The sequence below is a fragment of the Streptomyces sp. NPDC044064 genome (assembly GCF_056434245.1).
Genome location: NZ_JBWKFN010000017.1, coordinates 147,015 through 163,417, shown reverse-complemented (window position 1 = coordinate 163,417; position 16,403 = coordinate 147,015). Strand labels below are relative to the sequence as shown.

Below are 16,403 nucleotides of genomic sequence, written 5' to 3'. Positions count from 1 at the left end.
GACTTCCATGGACTTCCGCCTCACCCCGCGCCAGGCACAGCTGAAGGCCGACGCACGTGCCCTCACCGATGTCATCGCCGCCTACGAGCTCCAGTGCGAGGAGGACAACGGCCTCCCCGCGAGCGCCCACGCCAAGATCCGCGACGCGGTCCTCGACGCCGGACTCCAGGCAGTGAACATGCCGGCCGAGTGGGGCGGCGCCGGACTCACCATCGCCGAGCAGGTCACCGTGCAGGAGGAACTGGGCCGGCTCACCGGCGCCCTGTGGGACATGGTGTGGCGCCCCGCCAACGCCCTGAGGTTCTGCACCCCGGAGCAGCGCGAGCGCTTCCTCGTCCCCGTGATCAAGGGCGAGCGGCGCGACTGCTACGCCGTCACCGAGCCCGGCGCGGGCTCGGACCCGCAGAACCTGGCCACCACGGCCACGAAGAACGACCACGGCTGGGTGCTGAACGGCGAGAAGTGGTTCGTGACCGTCGGCGACCACGCCGACTTCATGATCGTGCTCGCCGCGGCGGGCCCGGACCGCGCGCCCACCCTGTTCCTCGTCGACAAGGACACCCCCGGCATCGAGATGACGAGGGTGCCGCGCTTCATGCACACCTTCGTCTACGAGCACCCCGAGTTCACCTTCACCGACGTCCAGGTGGGCGAGGACGCCGTGCTCGGCGGCATCGGCGAGGGGTACGACATCACCCGCTCCTGGTTCACCGAGGAGCGGCTGATGATCGCGGCCCGCACGACGGGCGCGGCCGAGCGGGCGCTGGAGCTGTCCCGTGACTGGGCGGTGGAGCGTGAGCAGTTCGGGGCGCCGATCGCGTCGTACCAGCTGATCCAGGGCATGCTCGCCGACTGCGCCGTGGACATCGCCGTCAACCGCGCCTACACCCACCAGGTCGCCTGGGAGATCGACCAGGCCTCGGCCGAGGACCGCAAGACGCTGCACGCCAAGGCGGCCATCGCCAAGCTCGCGGCGAGCGAGGCGTCGGGCCGGGTGATCGACCGCTGCCTGCAGATCCACGGCGGCCGCGGGTACGACCGCTCGTACGCCGTCGAGCGGCTCTACCGCGAGCTGCGCGTGGACCGCATCTGGGAGGGCACCTCCGAGATCCAGCGGCTGATCATCGCCAACGAACTCATCAGGCGCGGCACGGGGGTTCTTGACCTGCCCCTCGCCTGACACCCGTACGTCACAACAGATCGGAGAGGAAGACGGATGACCGGGATCGAGCGAGTGGGTGTCGTCGGCTGCGGCCTGATGGGCGCCGGCATAGCGGAGGTCTGCGCCCGTGCCTACGTGCCGGTGACGATCGTGGAACGCGACACGCAGGCGGCCCGTGCGGGCCTGCTGCGCATCACCCGCTCGCTCGACCGGGCCGTCGCACACGGCAGGCTCGACGCCGGACGACGCGAGGCCGCCATGGGCCTGATCACCGTGGTCGACCAGATCGAAGCCCTGCACGACCATGACCTGGTGATCGAGGCGGTGCCGGAGGACGAGAGCCTCAAACTCGACGTCTTCACCCGCCTCGACTCCGTGATCACCAGTGATCACACCGTCCTCGCGACCAACACCTCGTCCATCCCGGTCATCCGGCTCGCCACCGCGACCACCCGCCCCGACCGCGTCGTCGGCGTGCACTTCTTCAACCCCGTACCGGTCCTGCGGCTCGTCGAACTCGTCCCGTCTCTGCTGACCTCGCCCACCACCACGGCACGGGCCGAGGACTTCGTGACCGACAGGCTCGGCAAGGAAGTCGTCCGGACCAGGGACAAGGCTGGATTCATCGTCAACGCGCTGCTCGTCCCGTACCTCCTCGCAGCCGTCCGCATGCTGGAGTCGGGCAGCGCGACGGCCGAGGACATCGACCGCGGGATGGTCCTGGGCTGCGCGCACCCGCTCGGCCCGCTGGCCCTGACGGACCTGATCGGCCTGGACACCACCCGCGCCATCGCCGAATCCCTGTACGCCGAGTTCCGCGAGCCGCAGTACTCACCCCCACCGCTGCTCTCCCGGATGGTGGAGGCCGGCCTGCTGGGACGGAAGTCCGGCCGGGGCTTTCACGTGTACGAGGAACAACAGGGTGAGGCCGCGGCACCGGCGAGGCCGCGGTGAGGGAAAATGGTCACGGCGTACGATCACCGAACGAGGGGAGCCGCAGGGTGTCCACGAAGGTGCGCACGGCAGACACACGCGAGCGCATCCTGACCGCGGCGTGCGAGGTCATCGCGGAGATCGGCTTCGAGAAGATCCGCATGCGCATGGTCGCCGAGCGCGCCGGTGTGTCCACGGCGCTGCTGCACTACCACTTCGACACGCGCGAGAAGCTGTTCACCGAGGCGATGACCCACTCCTTCGCCAACACCGCCCTCGACGTCGACCGCGACGCGGACACGGCTCCGGCGGCCGTCATCCTGGCCCGCACCCTGCGCAGCCTGCTGCCGACCGATCCCGAACTGCGCCAGGACTGGCGGCTGTGGCAGGAACTGTGGGCCCGGGCCCTGCGCGACGAGACCACCCGGACCTTCGCCGTCGACCTGTACGCGCAGCTGCACACCTGGGTGGCCGGCGCGGTACGACGCGGTATCGAGTCCGGCGAGTTCACACCGACCGACGTGGACGACCTCAGCACACTCGTCCTGTCCCTGAGCGACGGCTACGGCATCCGCCTCATGCTCCGCGACCCGACGGTCACCCTGGACAGCGCCCTCACGGCCATCTGGCGTCAGGTGTCCGCGGCGCTGGGCCTGCCGGACTCGGTGCCGGTGGACTGACCTCCCACAGCTCGGGCACCCGGCCCCCGCCGGTGTGCATCTGGGTCGCCAGCGTCCGCAGCGCGGCGGCGAACGCCACCGGGCCGCGGAGGAACTCCATGTGGATGCCGGGAAACTCGGTCCAGGGCGCCCCGATCCGACGGGCGATCTCGACGGAGGGCCGCGCGTAGTACAGCCCGCGGTCCTCGGCACCGGCGCCGAGCACGATCGGGAAGGGCGCCGCCCTCAGCGCGGCCTCGTCGGGCTGGAAGGCGGCGAAGCCCGGCCACTCGGATCCGAAGAGATGGTCCTGGTTGCCGAGGAACCGCTGCCACAGGTCGTCCGGCCAGCGATACGTCCCCTCGCCGCGCACCGTCTGCGCGAACCGGCGGCCCGCCGCCGGGCCACCGCCCTCGGCGTGGAGCGCGGCCAGCTCCGCGAAGAAGCCGCGCGCCGGATCACCGGTGGGCAGGACGTTCACCGCCGGCGGCTCGTGCGCGATCAGACCCGACACCACCTCGGGACACGACGCGGCCAGCGTGAGCCCGATGATCGCGCCGCCGCTGTTGCCGAACACCAGCGCCCGGCCGCCGGCCAGGCCCTCGACCAGCTCCCGGGCGTCGGCCGCCTGCTGCGCCAGCCGCATGGGCGCGCCGCTGCGTCCGGTGCTGCGGGAGTTGCCCCGCCGGTCGTATGTGATCACCGTGAAGGCGTCCGCCAGCTCGTCGGCGACGGCACTGTAGTACCCGGCGTCCCCGCCCGCCCCGCTGACGAGCAGCAGCGCCGGCCCGCCGCCCCGGATCTCGTAGTACAGCTCGGCGTGGTCCACCGCGAACATGCCGCTGCGCATCCATGCACTCCGTTCCGGACAAGGCGATGTCGCCGGCACCGGTCGGGTGCCGCTGGTACCGGTCGGATCCCAGTGTGTCCGAGACGACTGTCCCCCAGTTGCACCGACGCCCCCTCCTCCACCGACCGCAAGGCCGCCCCGGGCGAGTGCCAGGAGAAGGTTCTGCCGTCGTTTCGGCGGTGCCGCCTGACGTACCGCAGGGGTGATCAGCGACCAGGGGCGCGGGAGGGCGTCACCCGTTCGGCCCAGGCAGAAGCGATCCGCCTTCCGGCCACTCCACCGACACCGGCTCATGCCGTGGCGGCGGGAAGGCGAACGGTCAGACGTGGCAGGAACCAGCCGACGAGAGGCCCCATGCACAGCGCGACGAAAACTGTCCCGACCCCGAAGGTTCCACCGAGGATCCAGCCGAGGCCGGCGACGGCGACGTCGATGCCGGTACGCACCACCGCGACGGGCAGGCGGGTGAGTCGTACGAGTCCCGTCATGATGCCGTCGCGCGGACCCGAGCCGAACTGCGCGCCGAGGTAGAGCGCATCGAAGAAGGCCAGCCCGACGAGGCCGACGACGAGACAGCCGATCTCGGCAAGTGTCCCGTGGGGGCGGGGGAGCACGGCCGCGGTGGCGTCCGCGGCGAAGCCGACGATCGCGACGTTGAGGAGTGTGCCGAGGCCCGGCAGTTCGCGCAGCGGTATCCAGGTGAGGAGCACCAGGAGCGAGGTGAGGTCGGTGGCCCATCCGAACGAGATGCCGAGCGTCTTCGCCGTGCCGTCCGTGAGCACGCTCCAGCTGGCCGTGCCGAGACCGGACCGGACGAGCGTCATGACGGCGGCGCCGTACCCCACCAGACCGAGCAGGAGTTGGGGGATACGACGTGCAGTCCGGCCTGCCCGAAGCTGGTCGAAGGCGTTCATGCGTGTCACCGCAGGGCGGTCGTGACGGGCCGGGACGGACAGGTGGGCGGTGGAAGCAGAAGGAGCCATGGCGGTAAGCCTCGGCGTCGTCTGGACACTGATTCCATAGCCAGATTCATTAACCTGGTTCGGTGAAGATCAGTTCGCACGCGGTGGCGCGCATGGTGGGGACATGGCGGGAGGGGCCCGGGCCGGCGCACCAACGCCTGTCCGACAGGCTGCGGTTGCTGGTTCTGGACGGACGGCTCTCCCTGGGGGCGGCCCTGCCGAGCGAACGCGACCTGGCGACCGCGCTCGGCGTCAGCAGAGCGCCTGGCTGCCATACGTGAAGTCGGCGGCGCTGTCCCGGCTTCGCATCACCCAGATCGGATCACATGCCGATGCGGAAGACGTGGTCCAAGAGGCGTGGCTGCGTCTCTCCCGCCAGGACACCGACACCATCGACAACCTCGGCGGCTGGCTGACCACCGTGGTCGGCCGCATCAGCCTCGACGTCCTGCGTTCGGGCCGGACGCGCCCAGAAGTCTCCTTCGGCGACCAGCTACCCGAATTCACCGTGACGCTCGACGACGCTCCTGCTCCGGAAGACCTTGTGGCACTCGGGGACTCCGTCGGCCTCGCTCTTCTCACGGTTCTTGACTCGCTGCGTCCTGACGAACGCCTGGCGTTGGTGCTGCACGACGTGTTCGCCGTGCCCTTCGGCGAGATCGGCACCATTCTCGGTAAATCCGCCGACGCGACCAAAATGCTCGCCGGCCGCGCCCGCAGGAAAGCACAAGCCGCCCAGCAGCCGGCAAGCGCCCGACGACAACAACACGATGTGGTCCAAGCCTTCCTGACTGCCGCCCGCGATGGTCGGTTCGAGCAGTTGCTGCAGGTTCTCCACCCCGAAGTGAGGTTCACCGTCCACACCCCGAAAGGCACGTTCGTCACGCTCGGGGCCACCGAAGTCGCCACCCGCGCGCGAGTGGCCGGCAGCGTGGCACTAGGGCATGCGGCGACCGTCAACGGCCGCCCCGGCGTCATCTCCTGGAGCGAGGACGGCACCCCGCCCTCCCTCCTGGCCTTCACTGTCGCCGAGGGCCACATCACCGAGATCACCGCCGTGGTCGGCCCGGCCGAACTCGCGCTCACGGACCTGCCGGACCCGGTGTGACTCCCTACCGGCGAAGGCCGCGCACACTCGAAGTGGTCCACGTCGGATCCCACAGAGACATTGAACTGAGCCTCGGAGAAAATCTCACCGAGGTTTGCTCATCGAATGATCTCGTGATGTGGCTCGGCCCAGGGGATCCCGCCGGCCACGATGAGTTTTGCGGGATTCGGCGGTCGTACTGTCGAACCCGTCACCGAGGAGGACTTCTGATGCGCAGGGTGACCTATTCGATGGGCGTCTCGCTTGACGGCTACATCGTCGGGCCGGACGGCGACTTCAACTGGACGGCGCCCGACGAGGACGTCTTTCGCTTCTGGATCGACGAGATCCGAGAGGTCGGCGTCCACCTGTTGGGACGACGCCTGTACGAGACGATGCTGTACTGGGAGACCGCCGACCAGGATTCATCGCTCGACGACTCGATGCTCGAGTGGGCCGCGCTCTGGAATCCGCTCCCGAAGGTGGTGTTCTCCACCACGCTGTCGGCGGTGCAGGGTAATGCCCGTCTGGCTTCCGGCGGCCTGGCGGAGGAGATCGAGCGGTTGCGAGCCGAGGCGGGGGAGGGCGACATCGCGATCGGCGGTGCGACTCTCGCCGCCGAGGTGGCCGCATTGGGTCTGATCGACGAGTACCGGGCCATGGTCCACCCGGTGCTGGTTGGCGGTGGCATTCCGTTCTTCCCCCAGCGCGAGCGCCGGGTGGATCTCGAACTCGTCGAGACCCGCACCTTCAGCTCGGGAGTCGTCTACCTCCGCCACCGCGTGGCGCGCTAGCCGGCTCGGGCCGAGGGTGACGTGAGGGTGGTAAGGCAGTTGGCGGCCACTTTGTACAAGGCGGGCAGGGCATGGAGTCGGGCTGCGGTGATGTCCGGGACGGACCCGGTTCGGCCTCGGAGACCCACAGCGGGGTGCCATCCTCAGCGGACAGGAACCGCAAGGACCAGGACGAAAGCCCCGGCACACCGCAGCGAAGCAGGAAGCCCCCGGAAGGGTCAGCCGGCCCAGGCCGGAGTCCCTGGACTTTTGGCCAGGCAGCACGGCGACGCAGTGCCGGATGCGACGTCTCGCGGCGGGTCCAAGGTTCCTGATCCACAGCGACTCCATTCATCGTCTTCCCGGAGCCCCCGAGGCCCCCGAGATCACACCCGACAGCGGGCCGGCCCAGTGCGGGGCGACGCCCATCGGGAACGGGACGGCGAGGAGAGCGCCGGACCGCCGCGACGCGCAGGCGCGAGGCGCCTTGTTCGTTCCGACGATGTCCCGCCACCGGGCCGGCCGGCACAGCCGGCTGCTGCGCCCCCAAGCGGGAGTCAGTCCTGGCAAGCACATCCGGCGGCGCTCTTGGCCTCACCGACTGTGGCGGATGGGGCGGTTGCCTGCTCGGCCGGGGTGCAGCAAGCGATGACGCCGCAGCAGGAGTGCTCCGTGGCGGACGCTGTGGCGGTGTCCGGGCTGATGGTGGGCTTGGTGGCGCGGACAATGGCGGAGTGCATGCCGTCGGCGACCGGGTGGGTCGGAGTGATCTCGATGTTCGTGAAGCCGGCCGCCTCCAGGCCCGCCCGGTATTCGGCGAAGGACAGGGCTCCGGCGATGCAGCCGACGTAGTCGCCGCGCTCGGCCCGCTGTTCGGCGGTGAGGGTGTCGTCGGCGACGACGTCGGAGACGCCGATCCGGCCCCCGGGCCTGAGCACGCGGAACGTCTCGGTGAACACGGCGGGCTTGTCGACCGACAGGTTGATCACGCAGTTCGAGATCACCACGTCGATGGTGTTCGCAGGCAGTGGGATCGCCTCGATCGTGCCCTTGAGGAACTCGACGTTCGTCGCGCCCGCCTTCGCGGCGTTGGCGAGGGCCAGGGCGAGCATCTCCTCGGTCATGTCCAGCCCGAAAGCCTTGCCGCTCGGGCCGACGCGGCGGGCGGAGAGCAGGACATCGATGCCGCCGCCGGAGCCGAGGTCCAGGACACGTTCTCCTTCGCGCAGCTCGGCCACGCCGGTGGGGTTGCCGCAGCCGAGGGACGCGGCGACGGCCTCCGCCGGCAGGGCGTCGCGCTCGTGCGCGGCGTACAGGGCGGAGCCGAAGTTCCCGTCGACCTCGACCGGCTCGGACCCGCAACAGGCGGTGCCTCCCTCGATGACCTTCACGGCCGCCGAGGCGTACCGCCGTCGGACGGTTTCGCGCAGGTCGGTGGACTGCTCGCTCATGACTCACTCCCCTGGAAGGGCCACAGCACGGGCCCGGAACGGCCTTTATCGACGTTCATGAATGCAACCTTGCGCCTTGATTCGAAAAACGTCAACATAGAGGCATGTCGAAACAAGAGCTTCAGCTGATCGGCCAGGACGCCGCCTGCTGCCGGGGGCTGTCCACCGCACCGCTGGACGAGGACCAGGCGGTCGAGCACGCGAAGGTCTTCAAGGCCCTGGGTGATCCGATCCGGCTGCGCCTGATGTCGATGATCGCCTCGCGCGGCACGGGGGGCGAGGTGTGCGTGTGTGAGCTGACCCCCGCCTTCGACCTGTCGCAGCCGACTATCTCCCACCACCTCAAGCTCCTGCGGCAGGCCGGGCTCATCGACTGCGAGCGGCGCGGCACCTGGGTCTACTACTGGGTGCTGCCCGGTGTCCTGGACCGGCTCGCCGCTTTCCTGGCCACCTCGCAGACCGCTGGAGCCGACACGTGAACGTCTCCCTCGCCCGCCGTGTCGCGGCCGAGGCGATCGGGACCGCCCTGCTGGTCGCGGTGGTGGTCGGCTCCGGCATCCAGGCGACCGTGCTGTCGCGCGACGTCGGCGTTCAGCTGCTCGCCAACTCCCTGGCCACCGTGTTCGGCCTGGGCGTGCTCATCCTGCTGCTCGGTCCGGTCTCAGGCGCCCACTTCAACCCGGCCGTCACGCTTGCCGCCTGGTACGCCGGCCGCCGCACCCCGGACGGCCTCAGCCTGCGGGACGTTGTCGCGTATGTGCCCGCCCAGATCGCAGGTGCGATCGGAGGGGCGATCCTGGCCGACGCGATGTTCGCCGCGCCGCTGGTGAAGTTCTCGACGCACGACCGGTCCGCCGGACACTTGTGGCTGGGCGAGGTGGTCGCCACGGCCGGGCTGATCCTGCTGATCTTCGGCCTCGACCGGATCGGCCGCGCCGCGCTCGCCCCGGCCGCGGTGGCCTTCTACATCGGGGCCGCCTACTGGTTCACCTCCTCCACGTCGTTCGCGAACCCGGCGGTGACCATCGGCCGGGCCTTCACCGACACCTTCGCCGGCATCGCGCCCGCCTCCGTCGCCCCCTTCATCGCTGCTCAAGCGCTCGGAGCCGTGCTGGGGCTGGGCGCCGTGGTGGCGGTCTACGGCCGCCCCGCCCCCGCAGTGGATGGGGCCGGCGTCCCGCACGGCGAGCCGGAACCCGTCGCCTACTGACCGATCCGTTCTCAGAGAGAGATCCTGCACATGAGCACTCCCGCCCCGCGCCCGTCCGTGCTGTTCGTCTGCGTCCACAACGCAGGCCGCTCCCAGATGGCCGCTGCCTTCCTCGCCCACCTCGCCGGCGACCGCATCGACGTCCGCTCGGCCGGCTCCGCTCCCGCCGAGACGGTCAACCCTGCCGTCCTGCAGGCGATGGACGAGGCCGGCATCGACATCTCCGCCGAGACCCCGAAGATTCTCACCACGGAGGCGGTCCGGGCGTCGGACGTCGTCATCACCATGGGCTGCGGCGACGCGTGCCCCGTCTTCCCCGGCAAGCGATACCTCGACTGGAAGCTCGACGACCCGGCGGGCCAGGGCGTCGAGGCCGTCCGGCCGATCCGGGACGAGATCAGGTCGATGGTCGAGGGGCTGATCGCCGAAATCGCGCCCGCCTGAACGACGCGGTGGGCAGCGACGACGCGGGCGAACCCGTCCGCGGGCGATGCACGGGCCGGGCCCTGGAGGTGGGTTGCTCATGGGGAGTCACGGCTTGACCATCGAGTCGGGTTGAAGGTTCACCGTCGGCGCTGTGACGACCTACCGCATCTCTCAGCTCGCCGAACGTGCCGGCGACTACGCTGCGCTTCTACGAGAGTGCCGTGCTGCTACCGGCAGAGCGGACCGCGTCCGGGTACCGGGTCTACGGTGAGGACACGGTCGACCGGCTGGCGTTCATCTCCTCGGCGAAGCTGCTGGGCTTGGCGCTGGAGGAGATCCGTGAACTCCTGGACGTCCGGGAGGAAGGCGCCTGCGGCTCCGTGCGCGCCCGGATGCTGCCGCTGGTCGCCGACCGGATCGCCGACACCGACGGCCGGATCACGGAGCTGCGCGCCTTCTCCGCTCACCTGGCGGGTGTCCTCACGACGCTGTCGGGTCCGGCGCCCGAGGGTGCCTGCGGGCCCGACTGCGGCTGCACCACCACGGGCACGCGCCCGGTCGGGCCCGTGCCGGTGACGCTCTCCCCGCCCCGCGCCACGACGGGCCCGGCGTCCGAGCCGGGGCAAGAGGCGTGGCGGGATGTACCGGTCGCCTGCACCCTGGGCGACGCCGAGGTGGGAGAGCGCACCGAGGGGTGGCGCACGCTCATCGGGAAGGCCGTCCGGCACAAGGAGATCGACGACGGGCCGCGATTGTCCTTCCCGCCGAACGCCGAACTCGCCGGCCGGATCGCGGCGCTCGCCACCGCCGAGCAGCGCTGCTGCGCCTTCTTCGACTTCACCCTGCACCTGACCCCGGACGCCCTCCAGCTGACCGTCCGCGCGCCGGAGGGCGCCACCGGGATGCCGGCCGACCTTTTCGGGGCACTCGCATGACCACCACCCCGTCCTCCCGTCCCGCCCGGCCCTGGGGCATGTTCGGCGCCGGAGCGGTTGCGCCGGCCGTGTGCGCGGTGTGCTGCGCGGGCCCGCTCCTGGCCGTGCTCGGCGGGGTGGGGGCCGCCTCCGCGATCGGCGCCGTGTGGGTGCCCACCCTCGCCGTGCCGGCCGTCGCCGCCGTCGTCGGGGTCTTCGTCCTGTGCCGCCGTCGTCGTCGGGCAGCCGCCTGCCGTACCGCTCCCGCCCGTAGCGATCTCGGCATGCCCACCCTCGGCCCGCCGCACAAGGACACGGCGCCGACGGTCTGAGGCGTCGTACCGCCACTGCCCTGAGTCGTCCTCATCGTCAACCCGCTCACCCTGGCCCGGGCCACGGCTGAAGCACTCCGTCACAGCAGCAGGGACCCTTGTGTCGGCTTGGCTCGGAAATCGAACATGTGGCCTAATTGAAGGTATGGAGCACGTCCCCTTCCCGCCCGACCTCCTGCAGCTCCAGGTGGACTGGCACCGCACGTACGTGGCACTCGCCGCGCCCCACCCGGTACACCCCACCGCCCTGCGCCGCCGCCTGCTGGCCTTGTCCGGGCGGCTGCTGTGGCACCCGTACTGGTCCGGTCCGGCCGGAACACCGGCGGCGCGGGTGGAGCTGCGCCGCCGGGCTCGCGCCCTGGAGCCGCTGCCGTGACGACGCACCTGGTCCACCTCCAGTTCGTGGCCGGCGGCCCGACGGTCACGGGGGAGTGGGCCGACGGCGCGACCGCCCGCCGTACCTGGCGAGACTGGGTCGGGCTGTACGGCAGCGACGAGAAGGTCGTCATCCGGCTCGCCGAGGGCGCGGACGCCGGAGAGCGGCTGCTGATGGCGTGGGAGCGGGGGCACGCGGTCGCGGAGAGCTCGGACGGGCCCGCCGCGACGGAGGGATCGGCGTTATCGGGCTGGTGGCGGCCCGTGCAAATGGCTTACGGCGCCACTGAGTTGCAGTAAGTCGCCGGTCCGCCGCAGGTAGGCCCCCTGGTCTATGATCCAGGCCCCTCCCCGGAAGGCGGCCCCCGTGCCCGTGCCGAGCCTGCTCGCGGTCTTCGCTCATCCGGATGACGAGTCGCTGTTCGCCGGGGGCGTGCTCGCCCGGCACGCCGCTGCGGGTGCCCGCGTCGGAGTTGTCACGGCGACCTGGGCGGCCGACACCCCGCGCGCCGCGGAGCTGGCCGAAGCGCTGCGCATCCTCGGGGCCGGCGCGCCGCGGATGCTCGGCTACGCCGATGCGCGGGTGCCTCGATCGGCCCCGGGCAGTGCGCGGTTCTGCGACGCTCCGCTGGACGAGGCGGTGGGGCGGTTGGTGGCCCACATCCGGGAGTTCCGCCCGGAGATCATGGTCACCCACGACGCCTACGGCGGGCTGACCGGCCATCCGGACCACGTGCACACTCACCGGGTGGCCCTGCTCGCAGCCCAGGCGGCCGGACTTGAGCAGTTCCGCCCCGACGCGGGTGCCCCCTGGCAGCCGCGTGCCCTCTACCTGGCCACGCACCCGCACTCCGCCGTGTCCGCGCTGAGGGACGTGGTCGGCGTGCACAAAGCCGTGTACAGCGTTCCGGACGAACAGGTCACCGCGACCGTCGACGTCGGCCCCTGGACGGAGCAGAAGGTCGCCGCCGTACTGGCTCATCGCACCGAGGTGGAACGCGGAGCCGTACCCGGCCTCGTCGCCGGTCTTCCCCGCGAGGCTCGGGCACGGCTCTTCTCCACCGAGTGGTACATCCGCCACCCCCTCGTCTCCGTGCCGCCCGCCCAGACGGAACTGACCGCCTGAGCCGGGTACGGGATGACCCTGGTGATTCGTGTAATCCATAACGATCTTGGCTGAAACCTTGCGTTATTCCTGGCCGCCTCTAGCCTCCCGACATGGCCTTTCTTTCAAGTCGCCGCAAGCGGGTACGCCTCGCCCCGGAACTCGACGACCAGGACCTGGGCAGGCTGCTGAAGTCCCTGCTGGCCACCACGAGGACCGGAACGATCGCGACGACGGACCTGTGCGCGGCGCAGATCACCCGGCTCCTCGACCAGGAACCGGGTGACTGGGACCGCCGGACGCACCGCCTGAGCACCCTGGCGGACTTCCTGGCCGACTCGCATCTGCCGCGGTCCTGGGCCACGCGCGAGCCACGCAACGCGAGCGCGCTCGTGCTGCACGCATGGACCCAGCTGGCACGCGCACGCTCGCAGGGGCGCCCGGACGACACCGGTGACGCCACGGACGCCTGTCTCCGGGCCGCCGACATCGTCCCGGAGGACCCCACTCCCTGGGTGGTGCTGCTGGGGCTGGCCCGCCTGCAACGCTGGGAGCAGTCCCAGGTGTTCGGCGTGTGGAACGAGGTGCTCGCGCGTGACCGCTGGAACCGCGAGGCCTACCTGAGCATGCTCGGTTATCTCACCCCCGAGGAAGCGGGCTCCCGCATCCAGGTCCTGGACTTCGTGGACGCCCTGTGCGCCCGCATGCCGGCCAATGCGCCCTGCGCGGTCACGGAACTCACCGCCCAGGTCCTGCAGTACCAGTCCGTCCTGGGCCGGGGCGGATTCGAAGCACTGGTGGCCCGGAACCACTGGTCCCAGGCGATGGCCGCCCAGGCACTCGACCGCGTTGCCGCGACCTGGGTGCAGCCGGGGTTCCTGCGCCATGCCAAGACGCTGGCCGACCTCAACGTCCTCGCCTACGCGCTGATGGCCGCCGACCGGCGCCACGAGGCCCGTCCGGTGTTCGAGGCCATCGGCGGCGCCGTCACCGGGTGGCCCTGGCACGCCGGCGGCGACCCTGTGTCCGAGTTCGACCAGGCACAGCGGAGGGCCACCGCAGGGCAGTGAACCGACGCCCGCCGCACCGCCAAGTCCTCGGCGTCGCAACCCAACCGGGTCGGGCCACACCGTGGCACGATGGTGGTGAGCATCACCTACTGAGGGGGTGTGGGGCATGGCCACATCGGAAACGGCACCTTCCTCAGGAACCCACCACCCCGGGCTGCGGCGCGAGATCGGCTTCATCGGGCTCATCTGGGCCTCGGAGGGGTCGATCATCGGATCCGGGTGGCTGTTCGGTGCTCAGACGGCACTGGCCGCGGCCGGCCCCGCGGCGATCATCTCCTGGGCCATCGGTGGCCTCGCCATCCTGATCCTGGCGCTGGTGCACGCCGAACTCGGCGGCATGTATCCGGTCTCCGGCGGCACCGCCCGCTTCCCGCACTACGCCTTCGGCGGCGCCGCCGGGGCCTCATTCGGCTGGTTCTCCTGGCTGCAGGCGGCCACCGTTGCGCCCATCGAGGTGCTGGCGATGATCACCTACGCCCAGCACTACTCCTGGGCGAGCGGCTGGGAGAAGATCCAGGGCGGCGAGCACGTCCTGACCCCGGCCGGCATCGCCGTCGCCGTCGGTCTGATGGCGGTCATCACGGCCATCAACTTCCTGAGCATCCGTCTGCTGGCCCGCACCAACAGCGCGGCCACATGGTGGAAGGTCGGCGTCCCGCTGCTGACGATCTTCGTGCTGGCCGTCGCCCAGTTCCACACCGGCAACTTCACCGCGGCCGACGGATTCAACCCCTACGGGGCCAAGGGCATCCTGTCCGCCGTCTCCACCAGCGGCATCATCTTCGCCCTGCTCGGCTTCGAACAGGCGGACCAACTCGCCGGCGAGAGCTCCAACCCCAAGCGCGACATCCCGCGCGCCGTGATCGGATCCATCGTCCTCGGCATCATCATCTACATCCTGCTGCAGGTGAGCTTCCTCGCCGCCCTGCCCGCGTCCCAGATAGGCAGCCACTGGGCCACCTCCGCGTTCACCGCCCTGAGCGGACCGTTCGCCCAGGTCGCCACGCTCATCGGCCTCGGCTGGCTGGCGACGATCCTCTACCTGGACGCCGTGATCTCGCCGGCCGGTACCGGTCTGATCTACATCACCGGCTCCTCCCGGGTCTCGTACGGTCTCAGCCGCAACGGCTACGTGCCCACCGCGTTCGAGGCCACCAACCGGCGCGGCGTCCCATGGGTCGGCCTGATCACCGCGTTCGTCATCGGCTGCATCTGCTTCCTGCCCTTCCCGAGTTGGCGCTCCCTGGTCGGGCTGATCACCAGCGCCAGCGTGCTCATGTACGCCGGTGCCCCGCTGTCCTTCGGCGTGTTCCGCAACCGGCTGCCCGACGCCCACCGCCCCTACCGGCTGCCCGGCGGCAGCTGGATGTCGCCGCTGGCCTTCGTCGTGGCCAACCTGCTGATCCTGTGGTCCGGGTGGGACACCGACTGGAAGCTCGGCGTCGCCATCCTCATCGGCTACGTCATCCTGATCGCCAACCGCGTGTTCAAGATGAACCCGATCACGCCCCAGCTCGACCTGCGCGCCGCGCAGTGGCTGCCCGTCTACCTCGTCGGCATGGGCCTCATCGTCTACCTCAGCGACTTCGGGCCCCTCAAGCACCCCTGGTTCCCGCTCTGGTGGGACATCGGCGTGGTCGCCGTGTTCAGCCTCCTCGTCTACTACTGGGCCCTGGCGGTCGCCCTGCCGACCGAGAAGATCCAGCACATGGTCGACCAGGTCGTCGTCCCGGAGGAGGAGACCATCCTCTGACCGTCCGGCACCGAAGGCGCTGACGGTTCACACCCCATGGCTCGGCCGTGCGCCGCAGCTCGCTTCATGCCCGGCCGTGTGCCTCCTGCGAGCGGCGCGAGAGCGAGTCGATGACCACCGCGGCGAACAGCACCCCGCCCGTGATCACGAGCTGCGCGGCGGTGGGCGTGTCCGTGAGCGCCATGCCCGACGCGATCGACTGGATGACCAGGATGCCGAGCACCGCGGACCACGTCGTGCCGCGCCCCCCGAACAGGCTGGTGCCGCCGATCACGGCGGCCGCGATGGCGTTGAGCAGCAGCACCCCCGAGCCTGAACCCTGGCTCACCGAGGTGATGCGCGAGGCCAGGAACAGGCCGCCCAGCGCGGCCATGGTGCCCGATATCGCGAGCACCGCGGTCTGTACCCGCAGCACGCTGAGACTGGCCCGCCGGGCCGCTTCGACCCCGCCACCCAGGGCGTAGACCTGCCGTCCGTAGTGCGTGCGCCGGAGCAGGATGTCGAGGCCGGCCACCACCACGAGGAAGATCAGCAGGGCGAGCGGCAGACCCTGGAACTGATTGAGCACATACGCGGCGGCGAAGGTGATCACCGCCAGTACCGCCGTACGTGCCGCGACGCTCCGGACCGAGCGGTACGGCATGCCGACGGCCCTGCGGCGCCGTCGGTCCAGGTGGAACCCGAGGAAGACCATGGCCGTGCCGAGGGCCGCCAGGCCGTAGGCGGCGGCGTCGTTGGTGAAGTAGTAGCTGGTCAGCTTGGCGACGAGCCCGTTCTCGTCGAGGTTGACGGTGCCGCTCGTCCCGAGGACGGCGAGCATGACGCCGTTCCAGGTCAGCAGCCCGGCGAGGGTGACGACGAACGCCGGGACCCGGACCTTGGCGAAGGAGAAGCCCTGGATGGTCCCCGCCACGGTCCCGGAGAGCAGCGCGAGGATGAGCGCCAGCCATTCCGGCATGCCCCGGTTCACGTTCAGGACGGCGAACACCGCCGCCGCGAGGCCGCTGATCGAGCCCACCGACAGGTCGAGTTCACCGAGGAGCAGCACGAAGACGATGCCGACCGCGATCAGACCCGTACCCACGATGTCCACGCTGAGATTGGACAGGTTCCGGGGGGAGAGGAAGTTCTGGTTGAGGGACTGGAAGATGATCCAGACCAGGACCAGGACCAGGATGACGGGGAGCGAACCCAGTTCGCCGGCACGCAGCTTGTGGCGGACGACGGCGGCACCGCGCTCCATGGCCCGGGTGACCGCCCGCATGGGGTGCGGCCGGGTGGCCTCGGCGGTGGGTGCGGAGGATTCGGTTCGCGTGTGGTCCGCCATGTCGTGCATCCCTT

At 70.5% G+C, this 16,403-nt stretch carries 20 protein-coding genes; 16 read left to right on the top strand and 4 right to left on the bottom strand.

Annotated elements, in window-relative coordinates; all coding sequences use genetic code 11:
* The first annotated feature begins 7 nt into the window (after positions 1-7).
* From AC07DS_RS27010 to AC07DS_RS27000, 3 genes are read left to right on the top strand one after another with little or no spacing between them, the layout of a single operon-like run.
* Entirely contained in the window at positions 8-1,180 is a 1,173-nt protein-coding gene (locus tag AC07DS_RS27010; protein ID WP_479149279.1) for an acyl-CoA dehydrogenase family protein, read from the top strand.
* 36 nt (positions 1,181-1,216) lie between these two features.
* Positions 1,217-2,116: a 3-hydroxybutyryl-CoA dehydrogenase gene (locus AC07DS_RS27005; protein ID WP_479149277.1), complete on the top strand. Its 900-nt coding sequence runs from the start codon at positions 1,217-1,219 to the stop codon at positions 2,114-2,116.
* A gap of 47 nt (positions 2,117-2,163) precedes the next feature.
* Positions 2,164-2,775 (top strand): TetR/AcrR family transcriptional regulator, encoded by a 612-nt coding sequence (locus AC07DS_RS27000; protein ID WP_479149275.1) that lies wholly within the window; start codon positions 2,164-2,166, stop codon positions 2,773-2,775.
* Here the strand turns inward: AC07DS_RS27000 and AC07DS_RS26995 are convergent.
* Both AC07DS_RS26995 and yczE read right to left on the bottom strand, forming a co-directional pair.
* A complete protein-coding gene (locus tag AC07DS_RS26995) occupies positions 2,711-3,604 on the bottom strand; it encodes an alpha/beta fold hydrolase (RefSeq protein ID WP_479149273.1) in 894 nt (297 codons plus the stop codon). The genes AC07DS_RS27000 and AC07DS_RS26995 overlap by 65 nt on opposite strands.
* A 290-nt stretch (positions 3,605-3,894) precedes the next feature.
* Complete coding sequence (gene yczE, locus AC07DS_RS26990; RefSeq protein ID WP_479149271.1) at positions 3,895-4,587, bottom strand: membrane protein YczE; 693 nt, start codon at positions 4,585-4,587, stop codon at positions 3,895-3,897.
* 62 nt (positions 4,588-4,649) lie between these two features.
* Here yczE and AC07DS_RS26985 point away from each other — a divergent pair, with 62 nt between their 5' ends.
* From AC07DS_RS26985 to AC07DS_RS26975, 3 genes are all read left to right on the top strand, one after another.
* Positions 4,650-4,847 (top strand): GntR family transcriptional regulator, encoded by a 198-nt coding sequence (locus AC07DS_RS26985; protein ID WP_479149270.1) that lies wholly within the window; start codon positions 4,650-4,652, stop codon positions 4,845-4,847.
* Complete coding sequence (locus AC07DS_RS26980; RefSeq protein ID WP_479149268.1) at positions 4,844-5,674, top strand: sigma factor; 831 nt, start codon at positions 4,844-4,846, stop codon at positions 5,672-5,674. Before AC07DS_RS26985 ends, AC07DS_RS26980 begins: the two co-directional genes overlap by 4 nt.
* A gap of 209 nt (positions 5,675-5,883) precedes the next feature.
* The gene (locus AC07DS_RS26975; protein WP_479149266.1) at positions 5,884-6,447 is read left to right on the top strand and encodes a dihydrofolate reductase family protein; all 564 of its coding nucleotides are present in this window, start codon (positions 5,884-5,886) and stop codon (positions 6,445-6,447) included.
* A 536-nt stretch (positions 6,448-6,983) separates the two neighbouring features.
* Here the strand turns inward: AC07DS_RS26975 and arsM are convergent.
* On the bottom strand, positions 6,984-7,877 hold the full coding sequence (arsM, locus tag AC07DS_RS26970; protein WP_479149264.1) for an arsenite methyltransferase: 894 nt from the start codon (positions 7,875-7,877) through the stop codon (positions 6,984-6,986).
* Positions 7,878-7,981: 104 nt separating this feature from the next.
* Between arsM and AC07DS_RS26965 the strand changes: the two genes are divergently transcribed.
* From AC07DS_RS26965 to AC07DS_RS26920, 10 genes are all read left to right on the top strand, one after another.
* Complete coding sequence (locus AC07DS_RS26965; RefSeq protein WP_479149263.1) at positions 7,982-8,356, top strand: ArsR/SmtB family transcription factor; 375 nt, start codon at positions 7,982-7,984, stop codon at positions 8,354-8,356.
* Positions 8,353-9,087: an aquaporin gene (locus AC07DS_RS26960; protein WP_479149261.1), complete on the top strand. Its 735-nt coding sequence runs from the start codon at positions 8,353-8,355 to the stop codon at positions 9,085-9,087. The genes AC07DS_RS26965 and AC07DS_RS26960 overlap by 4 nt, the downstream gene beginning before the upstream one ends.
* 30 nt (positions 9,088-9,117) lie before the next feature.
* Positions 9,118-9,531 (top strand): arsenate reductase ArsC, encoded by a 414-nt coding sequence (locus tag AC07DS_RS26955; RefSeq protein ID WP_479149260.1) that lies wholly within the window; start codon positions 9,118-9,120, stop codon positions 9,529-9,531.
* Positions 9,532-9,698: 167 nt separating this feature from the next.
* Positions 9,699-10,448 (top strand): MerR family DNA-binding protein, encoded by a 750-nt coding sequence (locus AC07DS_RS26950; protein WP_479149258.1) that lies wholly within the window; start codon positions 9,699-9,701, stop codon positions 10,446-10,448.
* Positions 10,445-10,759, top strand: coding sequence for a hypothetical protein (locus tag AC07DS_RS26945; RefSeq protein WP_479149257.1), 315 nt, complete (start codon positions 10,445-10,447; stop codon positions 10,757-10,759). Before AC07DS_RS26950 ends, AC07DS_RS26945 begins: the two co-directional genes overlap by 4 nt.
* Positions 10,760-10,904: 145 nt before the next feature.
* Positions 10,905-11,135 (top strand): hypothetical protein, encoded by a 231-nt coding sequence (locus AC07DS_RS26940; RefSeq protein ID WP_479149255.1) that lies wholly within the window; start codon positions 10,905-10,907, stop codon positions 11,133-11,135.
* On the top strand, positions 11,132-11,434 hold the full coding sequence (locus AC07DS_RS26935) for a hypothetical protein (RefSeq protein ID WP_479149253.1): 303 nt from the start codon (positions 11,132-11,134) through the stop codon (positions 11,432-11,434). The genes AC07DS_RS26940 and AC07DS_RS26935 overlap by 4 nt, the downstream gene beginning before the upstream one ends.
* A gap of 67 nt (positions 11,435-11,501) precedes the next feature.
* Positions 11,502-12,260: a PIG-L family deacetylase gene (locus AC07DS_RS26930; protein ID WP_479149252.1), complete on the top strand. Its 759-nt coding sequence runs from the start codon at positions 11,502-11,504 to the stop codon at positions 12,258-12,260.
* Positions 12,261-12,352: 92 nt separating this feature from the next.
* On the top strand, positions 12,353-13,309 hold the full coding sequence (locus tag AC07DS_RS26925; protein WP_479149250.1) for a hypothetical protein: 957 nt from the start codon (positions 12,353-12,355) through the stop codon (positions 13,307-13,309).
* Positions 13,310-13,415: 106 nt separating this feature from the next.
* Positions 13,416-15,062 (top strand): APC family permease, encoded by a 1,647-nt coding sequence (locus tag AC07DS_RS26920; protein ID WP_479149248.1) that lies wholly within the window; start codon positions 13,416-13,418, stop codon positions 15,060-15,062.
* A gap of 64 nt (positions 15,063-15,126) precedes the next feature.
* Here AC07DS_RS26920 and AC07DS_RS26915 read toward each other — a convergent pair whose 3' ends face one another.
* Complete coding sequence (locus AC07DS_RS26915; RefSeq protein WP_479149247.1) at positions 15,127-16,398, bottom strand: sugar ABC transporter permease; 1,272 nt, start codon at positions 16,396-16,398, stop codon at positions 15,127-15,129.
* Positions 16,399-16,403: the final 5 nt, after the last annotated feature.

Bases quoted from the DNA above. Each gene is read 5' to 3' on its own strand.
- AC07DS_RS26915 (WP_479149247.1), bottom strand. From the start codon at position 16,398: ATGCACGACATGGCGGACCACACGCGAACCGAATCCTCCGCACCCACC.
- AC07DS_RS27010 (WP_479149279.1), top strand. From the start codon at position 8: ATGGACTTCCGCCTCACCCCGCGCCAGGCACAGCTGAAGGCCGACGCA.
- AC07DS_RS27005 (WP_479149277.1), top strand. From the start codon at position 1,217: ATGACCGGGATCGAGCGAGTGGGTGTCGTCGGCTGCGGCCTGATGGGC.
- AC07DS_RS26925 (WP_479149250.1), top strand. From the start codon at position 12,353: ATGGCCTTTCTTTCAAGTCGCCGCAAGCGGGTACGCCTCGCCCCGGAA.
- AC07DS_RS26995 (WP_479149273.1), bottom strand. From the start codon at position 3,604: ATGCGCAGCGGCATGTTCGCGGTGGACCACGCCGAGCTGTACTACGAG.
- AC07DS_RS26965 (WP_479149263.1), top strand. From the start codon at position 7,982: ATGTCGAAACAAGAGCTTCAGCTGATCGGCCAGGACGCCGCCTGCTGC.
- AC07DS_RS26940 (WP_479149255.1), top strand. From the start codon at position 10,905: ATGGAGCACGTCCCCTTCCCGCCCGACCTCCTGCAGCTCCAGGTGGAC.
- AC07DS_RS26955 (WP_479149260.1), top strand. From the start codon at position 9,118: ATGAGCACTCCCGCCCCGCGCCCGTCCGTGCTGTTCGTCTGCGTCCAC.
- AC07DS_RS26920 (WP_479149248.1), top strand. From the start codon at position 13,416: ATGGCCACATCGGAAACGGCACCTTCCTCAGGAACCCACCACCCCGGG.
- yczE (WP_479149271.1), bottom strand. From the start codon at position 4,587: ATGGCTCCTTCTGCTTCCACCGCCCACCTGTCCGTCCCGGCCCGTCAC.
- AC07DS_RS26945 (WP_479149257.1), top strand. From the start codon at position 10,445: ATGACCACCACCCCGTCCTCCCGTCCCGCCCGGCCCTGGGGCATGTTC.
- arsM (WP_479149264.1), bottom strand. From the start codon at position 7,877: ATGAGCGAGCAGTCCACCGACCTGCGCGAAACCGTCCGACGGCGGTAC.
- AC07DS_RS26975 (WP_479149266.1), top strand. From the start codon at position 5,884: ATGCGCAGGGTGACCTATTCGATGGGCGTCTCGCTTGACGGCTACATC.